The organism is Gilliamella sp. W8128, assembly GCF_016100545.1.
In the GTDB taxonomy this organism is placed as follows: Bacteria; Pseudomonadota; Gammaproteobacteria; order Enterobacterales; family Orbaceae; genus Gilliamella; species Gilliamella apis.
In genome coordinates this window covers 1-17,835 of record NZ_JACFSE010000010.1, presented here as the reverse complement: position 1 = coordinate 17,835, position 17,835 = coordinate 1, and the positions used below count along the sequence as shown (strand labels likewise).

Below are 17,835 nucleotides of genomic sequence, written 5' to 3'. Positions count from 1 at the left end.
TTTTTATTACTAGTCAGCATCAACAACAACATCACCTTCAACTGCTGGTTTTCGAGTAAAGTGTAAAATCGCAGCAATAATAAACGCTCCGATAAACATATCAATCACATACCACATTGCACCTTTGGTTACACCACCAAGTGCAACTAAACCACCAAATGCAACTAAAGAATCAATACCATTAATCATACCTAGCATACCCGCAACGGCTGTACCTACAACGATAGCAAGAATAACTCGTTTAGGATCTTTAGCAGCGAATGGTATCGCGCCTTCGGTAATACCAGCTAACGATAAAAAGAACGCAGTAATACCAAACTCTTTTTCTTCTTTGGTATATTTAGAACGTGATACCAGTAAAGAGGATATTGCTAATCCTAAAGGAGGAATAGCACAGCACATACGGAACACACCATTAGGGCCATAAACACCTTCCGCCATAGCGGCTAACGTAAAGGCCGTGGCTGCTTTACTACAAGGTCCACCCATATCAAGTGCAGCCAGCACACCGATTCCTATGCCTAAAAATGCCGCGTTAACTTCTGACATACCTTTTAAAGTTTCCACCATTGCTTTTACAAACCAATCGAGCGGATAGGACAAACCATAAATATAGATAGGTGCCATGATCAATAATGTCACAGTTGGAATGATCATCACAGGCATAACCGAAGCAATAACCGGATGGACCTTAACAGTTTTGAACCATTTAACAAAATAACCAATAAGGACACCAAAAATCATTGCACCAATAAAACCGGTAGATACATGATTACTACCAATTGGATTATTTACTACATAGCCCATAATAAACGCTGGCGCCAAGGCAGCATTACCACCAATAGAGTAAGCCATATACGCCGCAAGCACTGGTACCATCATTGCAAAGCCGTAAAAAGCCACTTGTTGCAAATCGGCAAAGAACTGATTACTAGGTAGAATGGTGTCACCACTCACATGCCCAGTCATTAACACAATTGAAAAAAGAATACCGGAAGCAATGATGACAGGTAAAAATTTACTAATACCAGTATTTAACGATCTAAATATCTCTTTACCAATACTCTCCTTCACTTCTTTTTTGGATGATAAGGCTTCGGCATTATTAAAAATACTAGCTGTATTTTTAACCGCTTCACCAGTGCTAACCTTAATCACATTTTTAAAAGGCTCGAGCCGTTCAGCATTATCGATTGAAATATCTGTCGCTAATAAAATTACATCAGCACTTTTCAGATCTTGCTCAGTCAATATATTATCAATTCCAGCTGCACCTTGGGTTTCAACTTTACAATCCCATCCTCGCTTTTTAGCTTCATTTTCAATTTTTTGTTTAGCAATATAGGTGTGCGCCATACCAGCAGTACAAGCACATATAGCAACAATCTTTTTATTTTTTATCGATTCTTTACTCATATAAACCTCGGATTTTTTCTGCTACTATTTGAATATCACTATTTAATAGAACCTCAATAAAATCGTCATCAGCCAAGTTAGCCGCCAATTTCGCAATAATAGTCAAATGCTCTTTATTAGCATTTTTTGGTGCGCCGATCAGCACCACTAACTTAACTTTATTAGCATTATTCCAGACTATACCTTGATTATATTTCGCCACGACAATAAAAGGTGTTTTCACTGCATCACTTTTAGAATGCGGTAATGCAATATTGGGCAAAACATCAGTTTCCATCTCTTGCTCATGTTGCATAACATCAGCAGAAAATTTATTTACATCCGTTAAATAAACTTCACTTTTTTCAGCCATCAATTTAATCACCGATGACTTATGCGTAATAACATCACTTGTTAATTCAACAGGTAAAACGGGAATTGGTTCCATAATATATCCTCCTAATTAATCACTTTACTCTGTACAATCTTTATACATGATTTTTAGGTAAAAATATAATTTTTTTATATAAAATCGGATAATTAACTAATCAACTAATAAATTTACCAATCCAACCTAGTAATACACTATTGAACCTATTGTTTTGAATTTTTATTTAGGAAAAGCTCACAAATTATGCGGACTTATGATCTTTACTAAAAATTAGCTTGCATAATTATAATAATGTGGGAGAATTCCCTGCCGCTTTAAGCGGGTAAAAAGGCAAAACTATACTTAGTAGTTTTTTATTGTTTTTTGGGACAGAGGAGCAAATTAAATCATGTCCGCAATAAAAATGAAACGAGTTTTAACCACACCTGCATTGATTGCATTTGGTTTAGCTTATATGGTTCCTTTAGGGATCTTTACCACTTATGGGGAAGTTACCGTTGTCAGTAATGGACACTTACCTGTAGCCTATATCATCACCCTTGCCATGATCTTTTTCACAGCATTAAGTTATTGCCGAATGGCAAATAAACTACCTATTGCTGGTTCGGCTTATACCTATGTACAACGAACTTTTGGTGGAAAAGCTGGTTTCCTAGTTGGTTGGGCACAAATTCTTGATTACCTATTTTTACCAATATTAAATTACTTGGTTTTAGGGATCTATCTACATGAACTCTATGATAGTATTCCGGCTTATGTATATGTATTGGCATCGATTATAGGTGTAAGTGTATTAAATTACCTTGGAATCAAGTTAATTAATTGGGCCAATATTACTTTGAACTTCTTTCAAGCATTATTCATCGTATTGTTTATTATTTTAACATTGACAAATGTTCATTTAACACCGGAAACAATGTTAAAACCAATATCAGTCACAAGCGATGATTTTAGTGGTTTATTTTCTGGAGCTGCCATATTATGTCTTGCCTTCTTAGGTTTTGATGCCATAGCAACATTAGCAGAAGAATCCAATGATGCGAAAAAAACCTTACCAAGAGCAATTATCGGCACCGTATTGATTGCTGGTTGTATATTTTTAATTGTCTCATATTGTGCGCATTTAGCTTACCCACAATGGACAGATTTTATTGATAATAAAGATACCGCCAGTTTATATGTAATGCGTAGAGTTGATAGCATAAGTCATCTAACCAATATACTTGGCAAATACGGAAATGATTTTATGTATAATTTCTTCCAAACCGCTTATTTGACAGGTGTATTTGCCTCTACAATGACCGCACAAACTAGTGTGTCACGAATCTTTTATGCGATGGGACGTGAAGGTGTGTTACCAAAACAGATCTTCTATAAAATTCATCCGCGTTTTAGAACACCTTATTTATCAATTATTTTTGTTTCCTGTTTTTCCCTACTCTCTTTGGTACTTGATTTAAGCTTAGTCGTTTCGATGATCAGTTTTGGCGCCTTAGTAGCCTTTACCTTCGTTAACCTATGTGTAATCAAAAGCTACCTAAGTGGTACGAAAAAAACAGTACCAATGCTTTTAAAATATGGATTAATGCCAGCAATTGGCGTATTACTTTCGTTATGGCTATGGACCAGTCTTGAAGCGACAGCGATGACGGTAGGTTTAATTTGGTTAGTAATTGGATTCTGTTATTTACTTTATCTAACTCGATGTTTTACCAAATCATTGCCTTCTATTGATCATACAGAATTGGATTCAATCATCAAAGATTAGTAATCTATTAGGTCTACTTAAAAGTATTTAGTTGATGCCCTTTTAAAACAATTCCGTCGACCAAGGTCGACGGAATTTTCATTTCTCAGTAAATAAAATAAGCTAAATTAAAATCGCTTAAAATTATTCACCAAAGCCTGTAGCAAATAATTCACGGATTTCATCCATTGCTGCTTGTTCATCTTCACCATCACAAATGATTTCAACAGTTGAACCACCTTTAACGCCAGCACCAAGTAAACCCATCATGCTTTTTAATTTAATGGTTTTATCGTTATAAACAAGTTCAATTGATGATTTATAACGGCCAGCTAATTTAACCAGAGTTGTTACTGGTCGTGCATGTAAACCAGTTGCATTTTTTACTACCATTTGCTCTTTTAACATATTATAGTCCTTACATATATATAACGTTAATACAATGCATGTATTTATATCATAAATTAACTTTTTTTGCTCTTTTTTAGCATCAATTTTTGAAATTATTTGATTATATTTCAGTTTTAATATAATTTTTCATCACATAAAAAACTATACTAACCAAAAATACCTTACGATATGAAAAAATATCGGCGCGGCAAAGCAAATAGAATCAAAACGATCAAGTATTCCACCGTGACCACCTATTAGTTTGCCCCAATCTTTTACCCCGCGATCACGTTTAATAGCCGACATAACTAGACCACCCATAAATCCTAACAAAGTGATCATTAAAGAAATAAGACCTGATTGCAGAAAAGTAAACGGTGTGATCCAACACATACAGGCACCAATAAAACTAGCAGATAAAACGCCACCAATAAAGCCTTCAATCGTCTTTGATGGTGATACATTTGGGCTAATTTTATGTTTACCAAACAATTTACCAAATACGTACTGCAACACGTCAGATAACTGAACGATTAACACTAAATAAGCAATGAGTAATAGATTACGCCCTTGGTAATTTTCGATATCTAATACTAATAATGCCGGCACACACGAGATACTATATACCGTAATCATCAATCCCCATTGCACATCGGCTATTCTCGCCAAAAAATTAGTGGTTGAACCAGTTATTGTGGCAAATATCGCCAGAAACAAAAAAGCATAAACCGGAATAAAGATACTAAATAGACCATACCATGCTAAGGCAACCAAAATATATTGCACAGGTAAAGCAACTGCAAAAGCAAAGATTAGGGCAAAAAAGTCAGAGCGATTGATAGGAGTTAAAATAAGAAACTCTCGCAATGCCAAAGCTGAAATAACAAAAAACAAAAAAATTACTGCCAGTTGTCCAAACCAAAACGCGACACCAATAATGGCAACCATTACCCACCACGCATTGATGCGAGTATTTAAATTATCAATAACACTATTAGGCGATGTAAGACGATATTTTAACAATTGACCAATAATTGTTGCCACTAACAAAAACAAGCCGATGCCCAAAAATAATAATAGCGTATCATATTGGAAATGGGACATCTCAGCGCTCCTTATATTGCTGTAGTTCTAATCTATTAACTTGTGATAATAGCATTAATCACCATAAAAACGATTAAACAATTTTGTAATAAAAATAGAATTATCTGCTTTTTAAACAAGGATAAAATCCCTTTTTGCCGTTCAGCGACCGTTCTTGATGATTGATGAGGTTTGATTAGTTGCAAATTGGCTAATGCTTTATCCATAGCTGATAGCTCTTCTGGCAAATGATCAACATGCTCAGATAAATATACAAACAATTTTCTATCAAAATCTATCCTTATTGCATAATACTTACTCATTAAACCGAGAATAAAAATGATTAGGCAACAGATAGTTAATGATGTTAGCGAAACATGAAACAAAGCGACAATAGCAGCTAATATGGTTAATAGCATCGAAAAAATATCAATATGTTTACTTAACGATAAAAAACAACAAAACGTTACTAAATCTAGTTTAGTTACACTATTTTGCCAACTATTATTACTACTCAACATATCACTGTCTCATCTTTAAAGTTAGCCAACCAATTGGATAAAATCAGTTGTTGCTGGCGAGTAATCACAATTGAATTCCGCTGTTCTTTTACTATTCCTATCGCCTGTTGCAGAGTGTTAGCTCTTTTAGTCCACAATAACCATGCAATAACTGCAGTTGCACTCCTTGAATAACCTAAAGCACAACAGACTAATAGTTTACCCTGCTGCCGATATTGTTCAATAATTTGTGCAACTTGCTGACACTCCTTTTGTGAAAGTGGCGTCATATCTAAAACCGGAATAAGCTTATAGTTACCGTTAAAACATCCAATTGGCAACTCGGCACAAAGATCGACAACCGATATAAAATGATTTTGATTTAGCGATTTTGAGGATGGAATGCGACCTAAATAGACTTCATCAATAATCAAATCATCAGTTGGATGTTTAATTGTCCATAACCGTGAATTGAGCCACATAATAGCAAAAAATGGCAAATAGAGCAGATAAACAGCTAACTTAAAATGACCATTTTGCTGTTTTTGCAAACCAGATGCGCCAAACAACCAATAATTAGCGGCAATCAATAACCAGGCACCAGCCAACCATAACAACCAGAGTGCCCAGCCAGAAAAATAAATAGCTATAGTGAGTGACAGTAGGCATAAACAAAAATAGATCATCGCCCAAGTATAATTTTTAGTTAATGGTCGATGTTTTAATGGCGTCGTCATATTATCTGGCCATAGCCAAATAGAAAAACACCCTACCCATAATCCAGTTGGAATATCAAAAAAATGATGCTGCCAAGTGGTTAAAACTGAAAGAGCAATTAACAAACACCAAAAATGTAATAGATAACGTCCAATCCCCCGAAAATATTGCGCATAAAACTGCCACAAAATAACTAATAAAGTGATGTGTAATGAAGGAGCTTGATTAAACGGCTTATCAAATCCCATTAAAATATCAAACATCAAGCCAAAAAATCCATCCAAAGCAGGCCGTTCAAAATAGAACTTAAGCGGAAAAATTAGAAAACAGATGATACAAATTACTTGCGCGGTTAACAGTCGCAAACCAAGAGTTTTCAGGGATTGCCAAGAAGTTGGCAATAAAATAGCAAGACCATACATCAGATCGATAGACCAATAAGGCACAATCGTCCATGACCAAAGTGGAATAGAATATTCCCAACTAAAAAATAGACTTGGCACATCTTGACGTTGCGAAGTTAACCAGTTAGCAAAATTATAGCTAGCAAAAAAGAATACTGATAAACCGGCTAACCACAAACATTTATAAACATTTAGACGGTCAAAGAGTTTTAACATAATCAATGCCAAGTTCGTTGTGCCAGTGATACTGTAAAAATCCCCCACTGGTCTACTAACATGGTCACTTTACTAAAACCTGCTTCAGCAACTAACTGATCCATCTCGATCTGTGTTCGGCGTCGCATGATCCACGGTTGCCCTTCTCGATGTGAAGTTAACGCTCTAGCAATAAATTCTAATTGCGGATGCCAAGGTTGATTGGTATAAAGTAAATACCCCCCTTGTGGAATTACATCAGCCAAGCCAGATAAAGATTGCTGTAACAGTTGATTATCACCAAATAATTCATACAATCCTGATACTACCGCTAAATTAGGTTTAGGTGATAATTGTGAAAGTTCGTCACGACTAAAGGCATCGCCTTTTTCAAAACGGACAATATCACTTAACCCTTGTTGCGCAATTAGTGCTTGTCCATCACGGATATTAATATCACTATAATCCCGCAACAACACCGAATTAGGTTTATTAGCGATTTGACTAATGGTTTCTAAAATATATCGACCATGCCCTGCGGCTATATCAACAATATTTACTTCAGTAAATTGTTGTTGTAACTGTTCAATAGCTTGCTTTAAGAGTTGTTCAAGATGAATTTTTCGTTGCCGAATCCCTCGCCAACCAATAGATTGTAAATAGAGATAATCAAAAAAACGCCCTAGTTTAGAGGTTCCAGACGGTTCATTTCGATAGACATAATCAAGTGTACTACCTGAATCAAAACCGGTTTCAAAGCCTAGTTTAATTCCATCCGACAGATTACTCGCATATTTCAAGGTCGCTTTAACTAACTTCCAATACCATGGTTTAAGCCAACCAGAAGGCGGTAAAGCTAACTTATCGGATTCAGATCGAGTATAACCAACCCGATCGGCATTGGTTAACGTTGGAACATCGGGTTGATTCGCAAAACAGCCTTGAATAAATCGCCTTGCTCTATCAATTGCCATATAACGATCTTTTTCACCAAAGGTATCATGATAAAATTTTGGGAGGATATGAAACTCTTTTTGATTGGTTCCTAAATTATCATAAAACGCCTGTTGAGGTTTTCGTCGCACCACAAAATCACAACCAGAAACTAATAACTGAGTAGGGACAGTGATAGCATTGGCATCCTTAACAATTCGATCCGCTACCGCATACAAATCAAGCAGTAATCTAACCGAAATAGGTTTAGTAATTAAAGGATCTTTATTAAAAGAGTCTGCTCGACTGCCATCATGGGTTAACAAGTTCGGTTTAACATAACTATTTACAAAGAAATTGCCCTTCAAGTTATATAATAACTTAAGTCCAGGCACCGCTAATGGCACATATAATTTAACGCTAAAAGCTGGAGCACCTAAAACTAAAGCGCGAATATTCGGTACATAATCATGCACCCAACCAGCAGCAATTACTGCACCAACACTTTGAGCGATAATAGCAATATCTTGCATATCAATCGCATATTCTTTAATGATATGCTCTATAAAACAGTTGGCATCTTTTATCAGAGTAGCAAAATTTACCGCATCACCACGTTGACCATCAGATTGGCCATTTCCTCGTGCATCCCAAGCAAAAATATGGAAATCAGGTAATTCCAGCTCTTCGGCTAAATGGGCAATGCGTCCAGAATGTTCATGGCCACGATGAAAAAGTACAATTGCTTTTGAAGCTGTTTTAGTATCACTATCGACTGCTGGCCAATAACGATAAAATAATTGACAGCCATCATGACTAATAAATGTGTTTTGCTGCTGTTCACGCATTAATTATTCCTTATTATTTTTTGCTTCTTGCAATCCTTTTTTCACTCTATTAATCACCGTAATTAGTAGCAAAAAGGAGATAAACCACAATAGAACATTTAGCCATTCAAGCGGCAATAGATAGGTTGCAATGCCTAAACTAATTAGGCTAAAAGCTAAAGCTCGATCGCTTTTCCCCATAGGTCCATCATAACGTCGAGAGCTACCAATCATCACACCGAGTACACCCGCGTATTCGGTTAGAAATGATAATAAGATCACTAATATCATTAAATTGGTATTAACTTGATTTATTTGAGTAAAGATTAACAGCAGAGCACAATCGGAAATCACATCACAAATCTCATTTAAATAGGCACCTAAATTGGATTTCTGACGAAATTCTCTGGCTAACATACCATCAATAGCATTAAGAGCCATCCGGATAAACATCCATATGGGTATTAACAAAAATAACCATTGATGATCGGCAAAAAAGCCAACTAATAAAGCAACCAATATCGACCCAGCACAAGCAGCTAACGTAACTTGATTAGCAGTTATTCGTGAATAATAAAGCGAATTCACATAAGGACGAAGCAGTGCTTGAAAGCGCGATTTTAATTGATAAATAGAAAACACAGATCGTCCCTTAATAGGTAATTATACAATTCGTTGTAGTTGAGCATACTTTAATGAACTTACCATAAAATGCAAACGGTTAAGTACATTGACCTCACCTGCACCATCATCAAAATCCAAATAGAGCAGATTCAGTTTTGGATTAAGATCGCGCATCCGCTTCTCAACCCCTTTAGAAACAACATGATTAGCAATACAGCCAAACGGTTGCAAACTAATAACATTATTAATACCATGCTCAGCAAAGGTCATAATTCCTGCAGGAATTAACCAACCCTCGCCATATTGATTGGCCAAATTCAAAATTTCCTCTGCTTTTTTCGCCATATCACGAATATTATGAAATGGTTGATAATGTTTAAAGCCAGATAAAATCTGATTAGTTTTATCAATATACTTTTGTGCCACCTTTTCAAAAAAGTGCACAAAATAAGCGACGAAACTCTTGTTAACAATATAATTATCGACATTACTATCATAGTTAACAAAACATTGCGCAAAAAACTCAATCATTGGCGGAATAACAGGTTCAATACCCTGATCGACTAGCCAATCAACACTATGTTGATTACCAAAACTGTTATATTTAACATAAATTTCACCAACAATACCAATTTGTGGGCAATCTTTATTCAATGTCTCGATTTGATTAAAATGATCGACCGCCTCTTTCAACAGCGCAAAGATCGCCTTTTTACCTTTATGTTGATTGATAAGTTGTTGTAATTTTCTAATATAAAGATCTTTCGCTTGGTTAGCTTGTTGTTTAAATTTGGCTCTAGGCGCAATCGAGTAAAACATCTTCGAAATCGAATCAGTAAATAACATCGCAAAAAACGTCGTTGGTAAAGTTTTTAGCCAATTAATTCTAAAACCTGGTTGCTCAATTTCATTAATATTACCGGTACTGAGCGACACGATAGGAATATCTTCGAAACCATTACTAATCATTGCCTTCTTAATCAAAGAAAGATAACTACTCGCTCGACACTGGCCACCCGTTTGAGTAATGCCTATAGCCACTTCATCACGTTGATATTTACCCGAATTAAGCGCTTTAATAATATCACCAACAATAATGGTCGCTGGATAGCATATCTCGTTATTACAGTATTTAAGTCCCCACTCAACCGAACTTTTATCTGGTTTTGGCAAGGTTTCAAGTTTATAACCTGACAACTCAAAAATCGGCGGTAATAATGGTGAATAAAAATCGGAGATATAAGGTGCTAAAATAGTCCTTCTCTGTTTATCTTGTTTAGCAAAAATAGCCGTCTTTTTACGCTCAACAACTTTTAACGGTTGTTGGTGATTCATACGGATTGACTCAATAATCGAACGTAAACGCAATCGCACCGAACCTGTTGCGGTGATCTCATCGACTCGAATTATTGTACATGTCTTACCTTTCGACTCTAAAATCGCCTTACACTCATCGGTAACAATCGCATCAGGCCCACAACCAAACGAATTAAGTTGTACAAACTGAATATTTTTTGGTTGTTCAGCAACAAAACTAGCTGCTGCATATAAGCGATTTGGATAACTCCATTGTGAGCAAATTTGTAGTTCGGGCGATAATTGACTGATCGCACCTAACACTGAATCTTCGGTTATTACATCGCAACCAAGCGCATTTAAAATCTCTGGTGTTTTATGATTAATTAAACTATCACTATGATAAGGACGACCTGCCAAAATAAATACATAACGCCCCGTTTGTTTAGCATTATTTAGTACTTCAACCGCCTTATTATACAGCGATTTCTTATATTCAGCTTGAGCCGCTAATGCATCAGAAAATGCTTGATTAGCTATCTTTTCTGCAATACCAAGCGAAGTTAAATAATTAATACAGCCCTTTTTCAATAATTTTTGATTACTGAAATTGATTACTGGATAATCCAGTGGCACGTCATATTTTTGGCTAGGATTGATAGCACTATTCACCACCTCTGCATAGCTACTGACAATTGGACAGTTATAGCTATTAACTGCATTAGTAAACTGATCAGATTCAAACACCACCATCGGCATAAAAATACGATCAACCTTTTGCTCGATCAACTCCATAATATGCCCATGAACTAATTTGGCAGGAAAACAGATACTATCCGACATTACTGTACCGGCGCCCTTTTCATAAATCTCATGCGTCGAGTATGGTGATAACGTTACATTAATACCACTATTGGTTAACAACGTGTGCCAGAATGGGAAGTTTTCATATTGTCCTAACACCCGAGGAATACCGACATTAAGCTTAGATTCAGCATTATGGATATTGGTTCGATCAAATAACAACGCATTTTTATAATCAAACATATTAAATGCATTTTTATCTTGATATTGATTATTACTTAAAAAACGTTCACATTTATTACCAGAGTAATAACGCTGACCATTAGCAAAACGATAAATCATAATATCGCATTTATTTTCACAGCCCTTACAGCGTGATGGTTTCGCTTTATTATCTTCAGCTTTATGTAAATTATCTAATCCAATAAATTGTGATGGAGTTTGCTCTTGCTGATAGTGATTTTTCGCCACTAACGCCGCACCATAAGCCCCCATCAACTCAGGTATATTGGAGCTAGCAATCTGTGCGCCGGTTAACTGCTCTAGGGCACGAAACACCGCCGGATTTTTAAACGTCCCGCCTTGCACCACAATATGATCGCCCAATTTGCGCATATCATGTAATTTCAGTACTTTATGAATGGCATTTTTAATTACCGAAAAAGCCAGCCCGGCAGAAATATCGCCCATTGTTGCGTTTTCACGCAGTGCCTGTTTCACTTTTGAGTTCATAAACACTGTACAGCGTGTGCCCAAATCACAAGGGTTATTAGATTTACACGCTGCGTCAGCAAAATCGATGGTATTGGAATTAAGGGATTTGGCGAAAGTTTCAATAAATGAACCACAGCCAGAAGAACATGCTTCGTTTAACTCAATATGATTTACCACGCCATTGGCAATAAAGATGGCTTTCATATCTTGGCCACCAATATCCATGATAAAACTGACCTTAGGCTCAATATGTTTAGCGGCAGCAAAATGCGCCATTGTTTCGACTAAACCATCATCGATGGCAAAAGCGGCTTTTAGCAGTTCCTCACCATAACCAGTAACGCCAGTGCGAGCAATAATAATCTCTTTACCTGATGCCGCAATCTCATCTTTTAATACCGTTAAACCTTTAATTAATGCGGTAATTGAGTGGCCATTATTCGGCGCATAATAAGTAAAAAGTAGCTCGTCATCCTCACTAATTAAGGTAATTTTAGTGGTAGTTGAACCACTATCAATTCCCAAATACGCTTTCTGCTTTTGATAAGCGCTTAAAGCTAGACGAGGGATTTGAATATATTTGCGTTTTTGTTGCCAATCATCAAAAGACAAAGCTTGATTAAAGAGCGGTTTTAACCTAAAAGACTGATTGACTTGAATCTTGGTTGAGGCATTTAATCTATCAATAAATTCAGTGAGTGTAAGTTGACTACGTTCAATAGCATGAATCGCTGCGCCCCAAGCTGACAACAAAGTAGGATGTTCGGTGGTAACTATCTGATCTTCATTTAACTTTAGTGTCTCTAACGCGGCCTTGCCTAACGTAGGAATAAACGAAAACGGTCCACCAATCAACATTACTTTCGGTACAATATCATAACCACGAGCTAACGTATTGACCAATTGAATACAAACGGCATGTAAAACTGAATAGGCAATATTCTCTTTAGAGACATTTCGGCTAATTAAATTTTGCACATCAGTCTTAGCAAATACACCACAACGTGAAGCAATCGGATAGACTTTATCATGTTGAGTTGCCAGCAGATCAAACTCCTGCACTGGGGTATTAAGCAAGGTCGCCATCTGATCGATAAATGCCCCTGTGCCTCCAGCACAACTACCATTCATTCGAATATCAGGCGGACGATCAGGGAAAAAGAAGATCATCTTACTATCTTCCCCGCCAATATCGATTAACGTTCTAACCTCTGGATATTTGCGCTGCACCACTTCCGATGCGGCAACTACCTCTTGAATAAAGGCGATATCGGCTTTTTCCGAAATCCCCATCCCAGCAGAACCAGTCACCTTGACCGATAATACAATCTCTTCACCCAATTGCTGTTTAATTTCATCTAATAGTGATAAAACTGTAGGAACAATATGGGTATTATGGCGAACATAATTGGTATAAACAAAATTATCTTGCTCATCAAGCACGACACATTTTGCAGTAGTAGAACCAACATCCAATCCAAGTCTATACATTTTTGACATAAACAAACTCACATTTGCAAAATTAGACTTAACCTATAATAGGGTCACAAATATTACTAAATAACTATATTTTTATTATGGGATTATTATAGCGAAATCTTTCTAATTTTTAATCTATTTGTTTGAAAAATGACATTTTTGGATATTTTTTAACTAGCAGAAACTAAAGAAAATAAATCTTATTGGCGCTAATCCTGCGCCAAACCTTGCTTAGCCGTAGCAATAACATTCTTTAAATCGATCCCTTGTGCTTTTGCAGCAAAAATACAACCGCAATAACATTGACGATAAACATCGTACTCCTTACAAAGTTCGATAGAACGCTTATAACCATTATTCTTTTTGAAATCAGAAGGCAGATAATTTACCGAAAAAAGCTCTTGAATCTCAAAACCAATTTGGTTAATTTTTTGACTATTCTTTTTCGGACTTAGCGTTAAAGCACTAGCGAAATAATCAAAACCTAACTCTTGTGCTTTAATCGCTGCCAAATCTAAGCGCATCTTATAACAAAGATGACAACGCTCTCCGCCTTCTGGTGCATCACGTAGATGCTCGACCTGCTTAATAAATTCTGCTGGTTGGTATGGGGCTTCTAAAAACTGTACATTGTTGCCGGTTTTTTGATTAAAGTCGGCAATAAACTTCTGCTGAACCTTACTGCGATATTCATATTCCACGCGCGGGTGAATATTGGAATTAGCAAAATAAATCGTAATATCGGCATACTGCGCCAAATACTCCAGTACATAAGTACTACATGGTGCACAGCAACTATGAATTAGTAACTTTGGTCGCGCCGACGCCAACTGCCAATCAGCAATCACCTCTTGCAAAACTGAATCATAATTTACTTTATTATGTGGATTTAATTTTTCGAGAATATCTTTGGCATTAATTAACATTGGGACTCTTTCAGTATCAGACTGATTGATGAATTTTAACGCGCGTATAATATAGCGATCTGCTAAAGCGTTCAAGTTTAAGTTACAATTTTGTTTTTCCGGATTAACATTTAATTTTTTCGCTAAATTTGCGGTGATTAAAAACCCCGTTCCTCAATTTTTTAAATGCCAATTTCACCATTTTGCAGCAGTCAAAAAGTGACAAATGCCTAAATCATGAGTTAGACATTTTTAATAAAGTGTTTCAACAGAATTTTTTGACTAACTATGCGGCGGTGAACTAGTCACAGACGATATCATTATCACCGCTAACTTTCTAAACTAACACTTAGGCAGTTTGTAATATTTTTTTATTTTTATCCCTTTATGTATAGGGAACTCGGATTGGATTTATTTCTCAATAATATCGGATCCGGTTTATCACTATGCATATAGGGAACATGTTATAAAACCCTTTTAGAGGGTTTGATTATAAGTGTGTAGCTATTTCTCTAGCCACGTCTAAAGCTATCTGATCCCACGCATACTCAATAACCGAAGTAACTTTTGCATCTTTTACTCCGCTATCATTCTGTTTAGTAGAAAATTCTTTAGTCCATCTATTGCCTGATAATTCAAATGTTACATTTAAAATTACGCTCGCACTATCAATATTCGTTACTCCATAAGTGAATTTTGTTTTAGCATTATTAACTATTAATGTTAACTTTCTACCGCCAGAATTTAAATCTGCGTACGTGCTAATTGCTTCTTCAATTCTTGATGAAAGACCTATTCCAATCGGAATTCTAGTACGAGTCCCACCACCAACAAATCCTGAGGCCCCTTGTATATCAATTCGTGACGTAAAATCACTAGGAATCCATGTTATATCCAAGCTTTGTTTTTTAGTAATATGTATCTCTGATTTTATTTGCTTTAATGATTGATAAGACAACCTATCATTAAATTGATGATGAACACTACAACCAGAGAAAACAAAACCTAAACACGTTAATAATAATAATTTTTTCACCCCATTCTCCTATAAATAATTTTGATAGATAGTATAAAATTTGTTAGCCAAGTGCAATAAAAGTTATTAATTCAATCATTCTCATAATAGAGGAAATTATTTTTATCAATCTGGTACGATATTTTATCGACAATACTTATTTTTCCAATATCAAATAAAGAAGAATGAAAATGTTCTATTGATGCCATTAAATCAATATAACTATATATTTTATTTGAGATCGCCATTTTATCAAAATCTGGGAACATAAAATAATCATTTCTTATTAAAATAGAATAAAAATAACATATTGAAGTGTTTTTTAAATCAACACCAAAATCATTTTTAGCTTCATAATCAACAAACAAGGTCACTCAATATTGAGACAAATTTCCATTCTCATAATCATCTTTAAAATAATCCTTACCTACAATTTTCACGTAGCTTATCGTTGCTTTTTTGTACATCAATGATAATTTTAGCTCTTTGTAAAAGTTTGGTTACTTCATCTGCTGAGTGGTCGTATGACAGGCATAAAAAAACCGCCTACACGGTAGTGAACCGTGTTCTGCAATTTGAGGAGTTGTAACTCGATTTCTAAACTACCTATACGGCAGTGAACGACATTTTATAGGTTTGGCGGTGAGCATTTTTTTTCTAAACTACCTATACGGCAGTGAACTGATGATCTCGTAATTGAGAAACACTACCATCTTTCTAAACTACCTATACGGCAGTGAACTAGAATCCAGTATACTATAAATGCAGTTGGCAAAAAGGCAAAGTCCATTTTTACCAATAAAAACCCTTTTTTTGAGCCATTTTTCAAAGTGTTGATTTTTAATTATTTTATTTTAAGTTAAAAAAAAGGGTTAGCAATAAGTAGGAATTTAAGTTTCAAAAACCCCTCTCCTCAAATTTTTTTATTCTTTGAGTTTCGGACGTTTGTTGTTTTACGGTTGTTTCTATATGGTGATTACGTCCGAGTTAAGAGGGTTGCCGCGAACCCTCTTTACCATCTCCCGCGGCGACCACGCAAGTGGTCACTGCGTGACTGCCTTCCGCCTTCGTTCGCTTTTAACGCACCGGCTGTGATTTGTTCCTGACAAAGCACCGCCTTGGCAAACATCCCTGTTTGCCATGCTAACCTCTCTCAGTTGTCAGCACGTTGCCAATGTCGCACCACAAAATCGTTTTTATCACCCTAACGTTATTTTTCTTATCCTTAGCTTCAATACCTAAGAACTAAGAAATAATAGCTAAGGATAGACACAGATTCCAAACCTGCTGTAGGAACTCGGATCAGAAATATACACGGTAGCACCAGAAGACCACCAGGAAACTACAAAATAGTGGTTATTAGCAAGCTCATACTTATCACTCGTCCAAAACGTATACACAGAACCTACAGCACGGAAGCCGGAATCAGTGTAATAGTCCATATACCCCCACTCCGCGATGAGCCCTGCACCAATGTGACGTACGAAAACATTATCTGGTGACGTAGGCGTTGCACTTTGGCATCCAACCAAACTACCACAATTCACATTAGTATAATCCTTGACTTTTATGAGACGGTATCCAAGACTATTACACCAAGATGACACATTAGAATAGTAATATCCATAGTTACTACTAAAATCAGGAGAAAAACCTTGAACAACAAACCATTGCTTTAACTCAAATCCATATTTGATGACGGCATTACCTCTTCTATCACGACCGACTAACTCAAACACCTGCGGCAAAGATGGTCTGGCGATTTGACCTGGATTAAGTGAACTCCATTGCGAGCGTGTAGCAACAGGACCAGTTAGGGTGACTCGAACGCTGGTACTTGTTGAATTGGTCATCGTTGCCGTAATACCACCATGAGAAACCGGAGCCCAAGATAAGGCCTGACTAATACCACCTAACTTTAAATCAAAATACAACTTATTAGCACCAGTAGTTGGGAAGTTTAAACCATAAGACGACGGCGTAACTGACTGTGGTAGAAACCCCCTAAGATGGTCGTCCCAAATGGCAGCATCAGAAAAACCATCCCTAGAGGCGTCATCAGGTTTTACCACACAAATCACTGGCGTTTGCTTAGGATTAATATAATAAGTGGCATTACCTGCCGTAAAACGACTTTCATTAGGTACACCATAACGTGTTTTTAATGTACCGTTAGTATTAGATAATGTTAGTTTATAAGGCGCTTTATCGTCACAAATAGTCAACACTTCATTACGGGCAACAGTTCGACCATTTTTATCGACAATGGATAATCTTAAACTACCGGTAGCGGTGACACCATTAACTCCCTGACCATCGCCATCATCATCCCCCCAATAATTATACGGTGTGCCAATAAGTGAACTTAATGCAATAGAATCAGTATCCCTTGGTACTAACATACCAATATCATTAA

General features: G+C 36.3%; 13 protein-coding genes, 1 pseudogene and 1 CRISPR repeat array. Of the genes and pseudogenes, 1 reads left to right on the top strand and 13 read right to left on the bottom strand.

Annotation, left to right across the window (positions count from 1 at the left end; translation table 11 throughout):
- Nucleotides 1-9: 9 nt before the first annotated feature.
- Together H3U97_RS10480 and H3U97_RS10475 are read right to left on the bottom strand one after the other, a co-directional pair.
- Entirely contained in the window at nucleotides 10-1,416 is a 1,407-nt protein-coding gene (locus tag H3U97_RS10480; protein ID WP_065578660.1) for a PTS fructose transporter subunit IIC, read from the bottom strand.
- On the bottom strand, nucleotides 1,409-1,843 hold the full coding sequence (locus H3U97_RS10475) for a PTS sugar transporter subunit IIA (RefSeq protein ID WP_086357271.1): 435 nt from the start codon (nucleotides 1,841-1,843) through the stop codon (nucleotides 1,409-1,411). The genes H3U97_RS10480 and H3U97_RS10475 overlap by 8 nt, the downstream gene beginning before the upstream one ends.
- Nucleotides 1,844-2,174: 331 nt before the next feature.
- Here H3U97_RS10475 and H3U97_RS10470 point away from each other — a divergent pair, with 331 nt between their 5' ends.
- Entirely contained in the window at nucleotides 2,175-3,554 is a 1,380-nt protein-coding gene (locus H3U97_RS10470) for an APC family permease (protein ID WP_198198915.1), read from the top strand.
- 123 nt (nucleotides 3,555-3,677) lie between these two features.
- Here the strand turns inward: H3U97_RS10470 and H3U97_RS10465 are convergent, their stop codons facing one another.
- The 11 genes and pseudogenes from H3U97_RS10465 to H3U97_RS10415 form a co-directional block, all read right to left on the bottom strand.
- A complete protein-coding gene (locus H3U97_RS10465) occupies nucleotides 3,678-3,941 on the bottom strand; it encodes an HPr family phosphocarrier protein (protein WP_065578657.1) in 264 nt (87 codons plus the stop codon).
- A 144-nt stretch (nucleotides 3,942-4,085) separates the two neighbouring features.
- Nucleotides 4,086-5,027: a phosphatidate cytidylyltransferase gene (locus H3U97_RS10460; protein ID WP_198191973.1), complete on the bottom strand. Its 942-nt coding sequence runs from the start codon at nucleotides 5,025-5,027 to the stop codon at nucleotides 4,086-4,088.
- A 35-nt stretch (nucleotides 5,028-5,062) separates the two neighbouring features.
- Nucleotides 5,063-5,527 (bottom strand): hypothetical protein, encoded by a 465-nt coding sequence (locus H3U97_RS10455; protein ID WP_198198914.1) that lies wholly within the window; start codon nucleotides 5,525-5,527, stop codon nucleotides 5,063-5,065.
- The gene (locus H3U97_RS10450) at nucleotides 5,521-6,843 is read right to left on the bottom strand and encodes a phosphatase PAP2/dual specificity phosphatase family protein (protein WP_198198913.1); all 1,323 of its coding nucleotides are present in this window, start codon (nucleotides 6,841-6,843) and stop codon (nucleotides 5,521-5,523) included. The genes H3U97_RS10455 and H3U97_RS10450 overlap by 7 nt, the downstream gene beginning before the upstream one ends.
- A 2-nt stretch (nucleotides 6,844-6,845) precedes the next feature.
- On the bottom strand, nucleotides 6,846-8,603 hold the full coding sequence (locus tag H3U97_RS10445; RefSeq protein WP_198198912.1) for a bifunctional alpha/beta hydrolase/class I SAM-dependent methyltransferase: 1,758 nt from the start codon (nucleotides 8,601-8,603) through the stop codon (nucleotides 6,846-6,848).
- Between the two features lie 3 nt (nucleotides 8,604-8,606).
- A complete protein-coding gene (locus H3U97_RS10440; protein WP_198198911.1) occupies nucleotides 8,607-9,224 on the bottom strand; it encodes a CDP-alcohol phosphatidyltransferase family protein in 618 nt (205 codons plus the stop codon).
- A gap of 21 nt (nucleotides 9,225-9,245) precedes the next feature.
- Complete coding sequence (locus H3U97_RS10435; RefSeq protein WP_198198910.1) at nucleotides 9,246-13,520, bottom strand: acyl-CoA dehydratase activase-related protein; 4,275 nt, start codon at nucleotides 13,518-13,520, stop codon at nucleotides 9,246-9,248.
- Nucleotides 13,521-13,708: 188 nt separating this feature from the next.
- Nucleotides 13,709-14,425, bottom strand: coding sequence for an epoxyqueuosine reductase QueH (locus tag H3U97_RS10430; protein WP_198198909.1), 717 nt, complete (start codon nucleotides 14,423-14,425; stop codon nucleotides 13,709-13,711).
- 469 nt (nucleotides 14,426-14,894) lie between these two features.
- The gene (locus tag H3U97_RS10425) at nucleotides 14,895-15,440 is read right to left on the bottom strand and encodes a hypothetical protein (RefSeq protein ID WP_065578649.1); all 546 of its coding nucleotides are present in this window, start codon (nucleotides 15,438-15,440) and stop codon (nucleotides 14,895-14,897) included.
- A gap of 71 nt (nucleotides 15,441-15,511) precedes the next feature.
- Complete coding sequence (locus H3U97_RS10420; RefSeq protein WP_198198908.1) at nucleotides 15,512-15,787, bottom strand: hypothetical protein; 276 nt, start codon at nucleotides 15,785-15,787, stop codon at nucleotides 15,512-15,514.
- A gap of 166 nt (nucleotides 15,788-15,953) precedes the next feature.
- Nucleotides 15,954-16,162: a CRISPR direct-repeat array (repeat unit 28 nt; unit sequence TTTCTAAACTACCTATACGGCAGTGAAC).
- 516 nt (nucleotides 16,163-16,678) lie between these two features.
- Nucleotides 16,679-17,835, bottom strand: a pseudogene (locus H3U97_RS10415) (hypothetical protein); the annotation flags it as partial.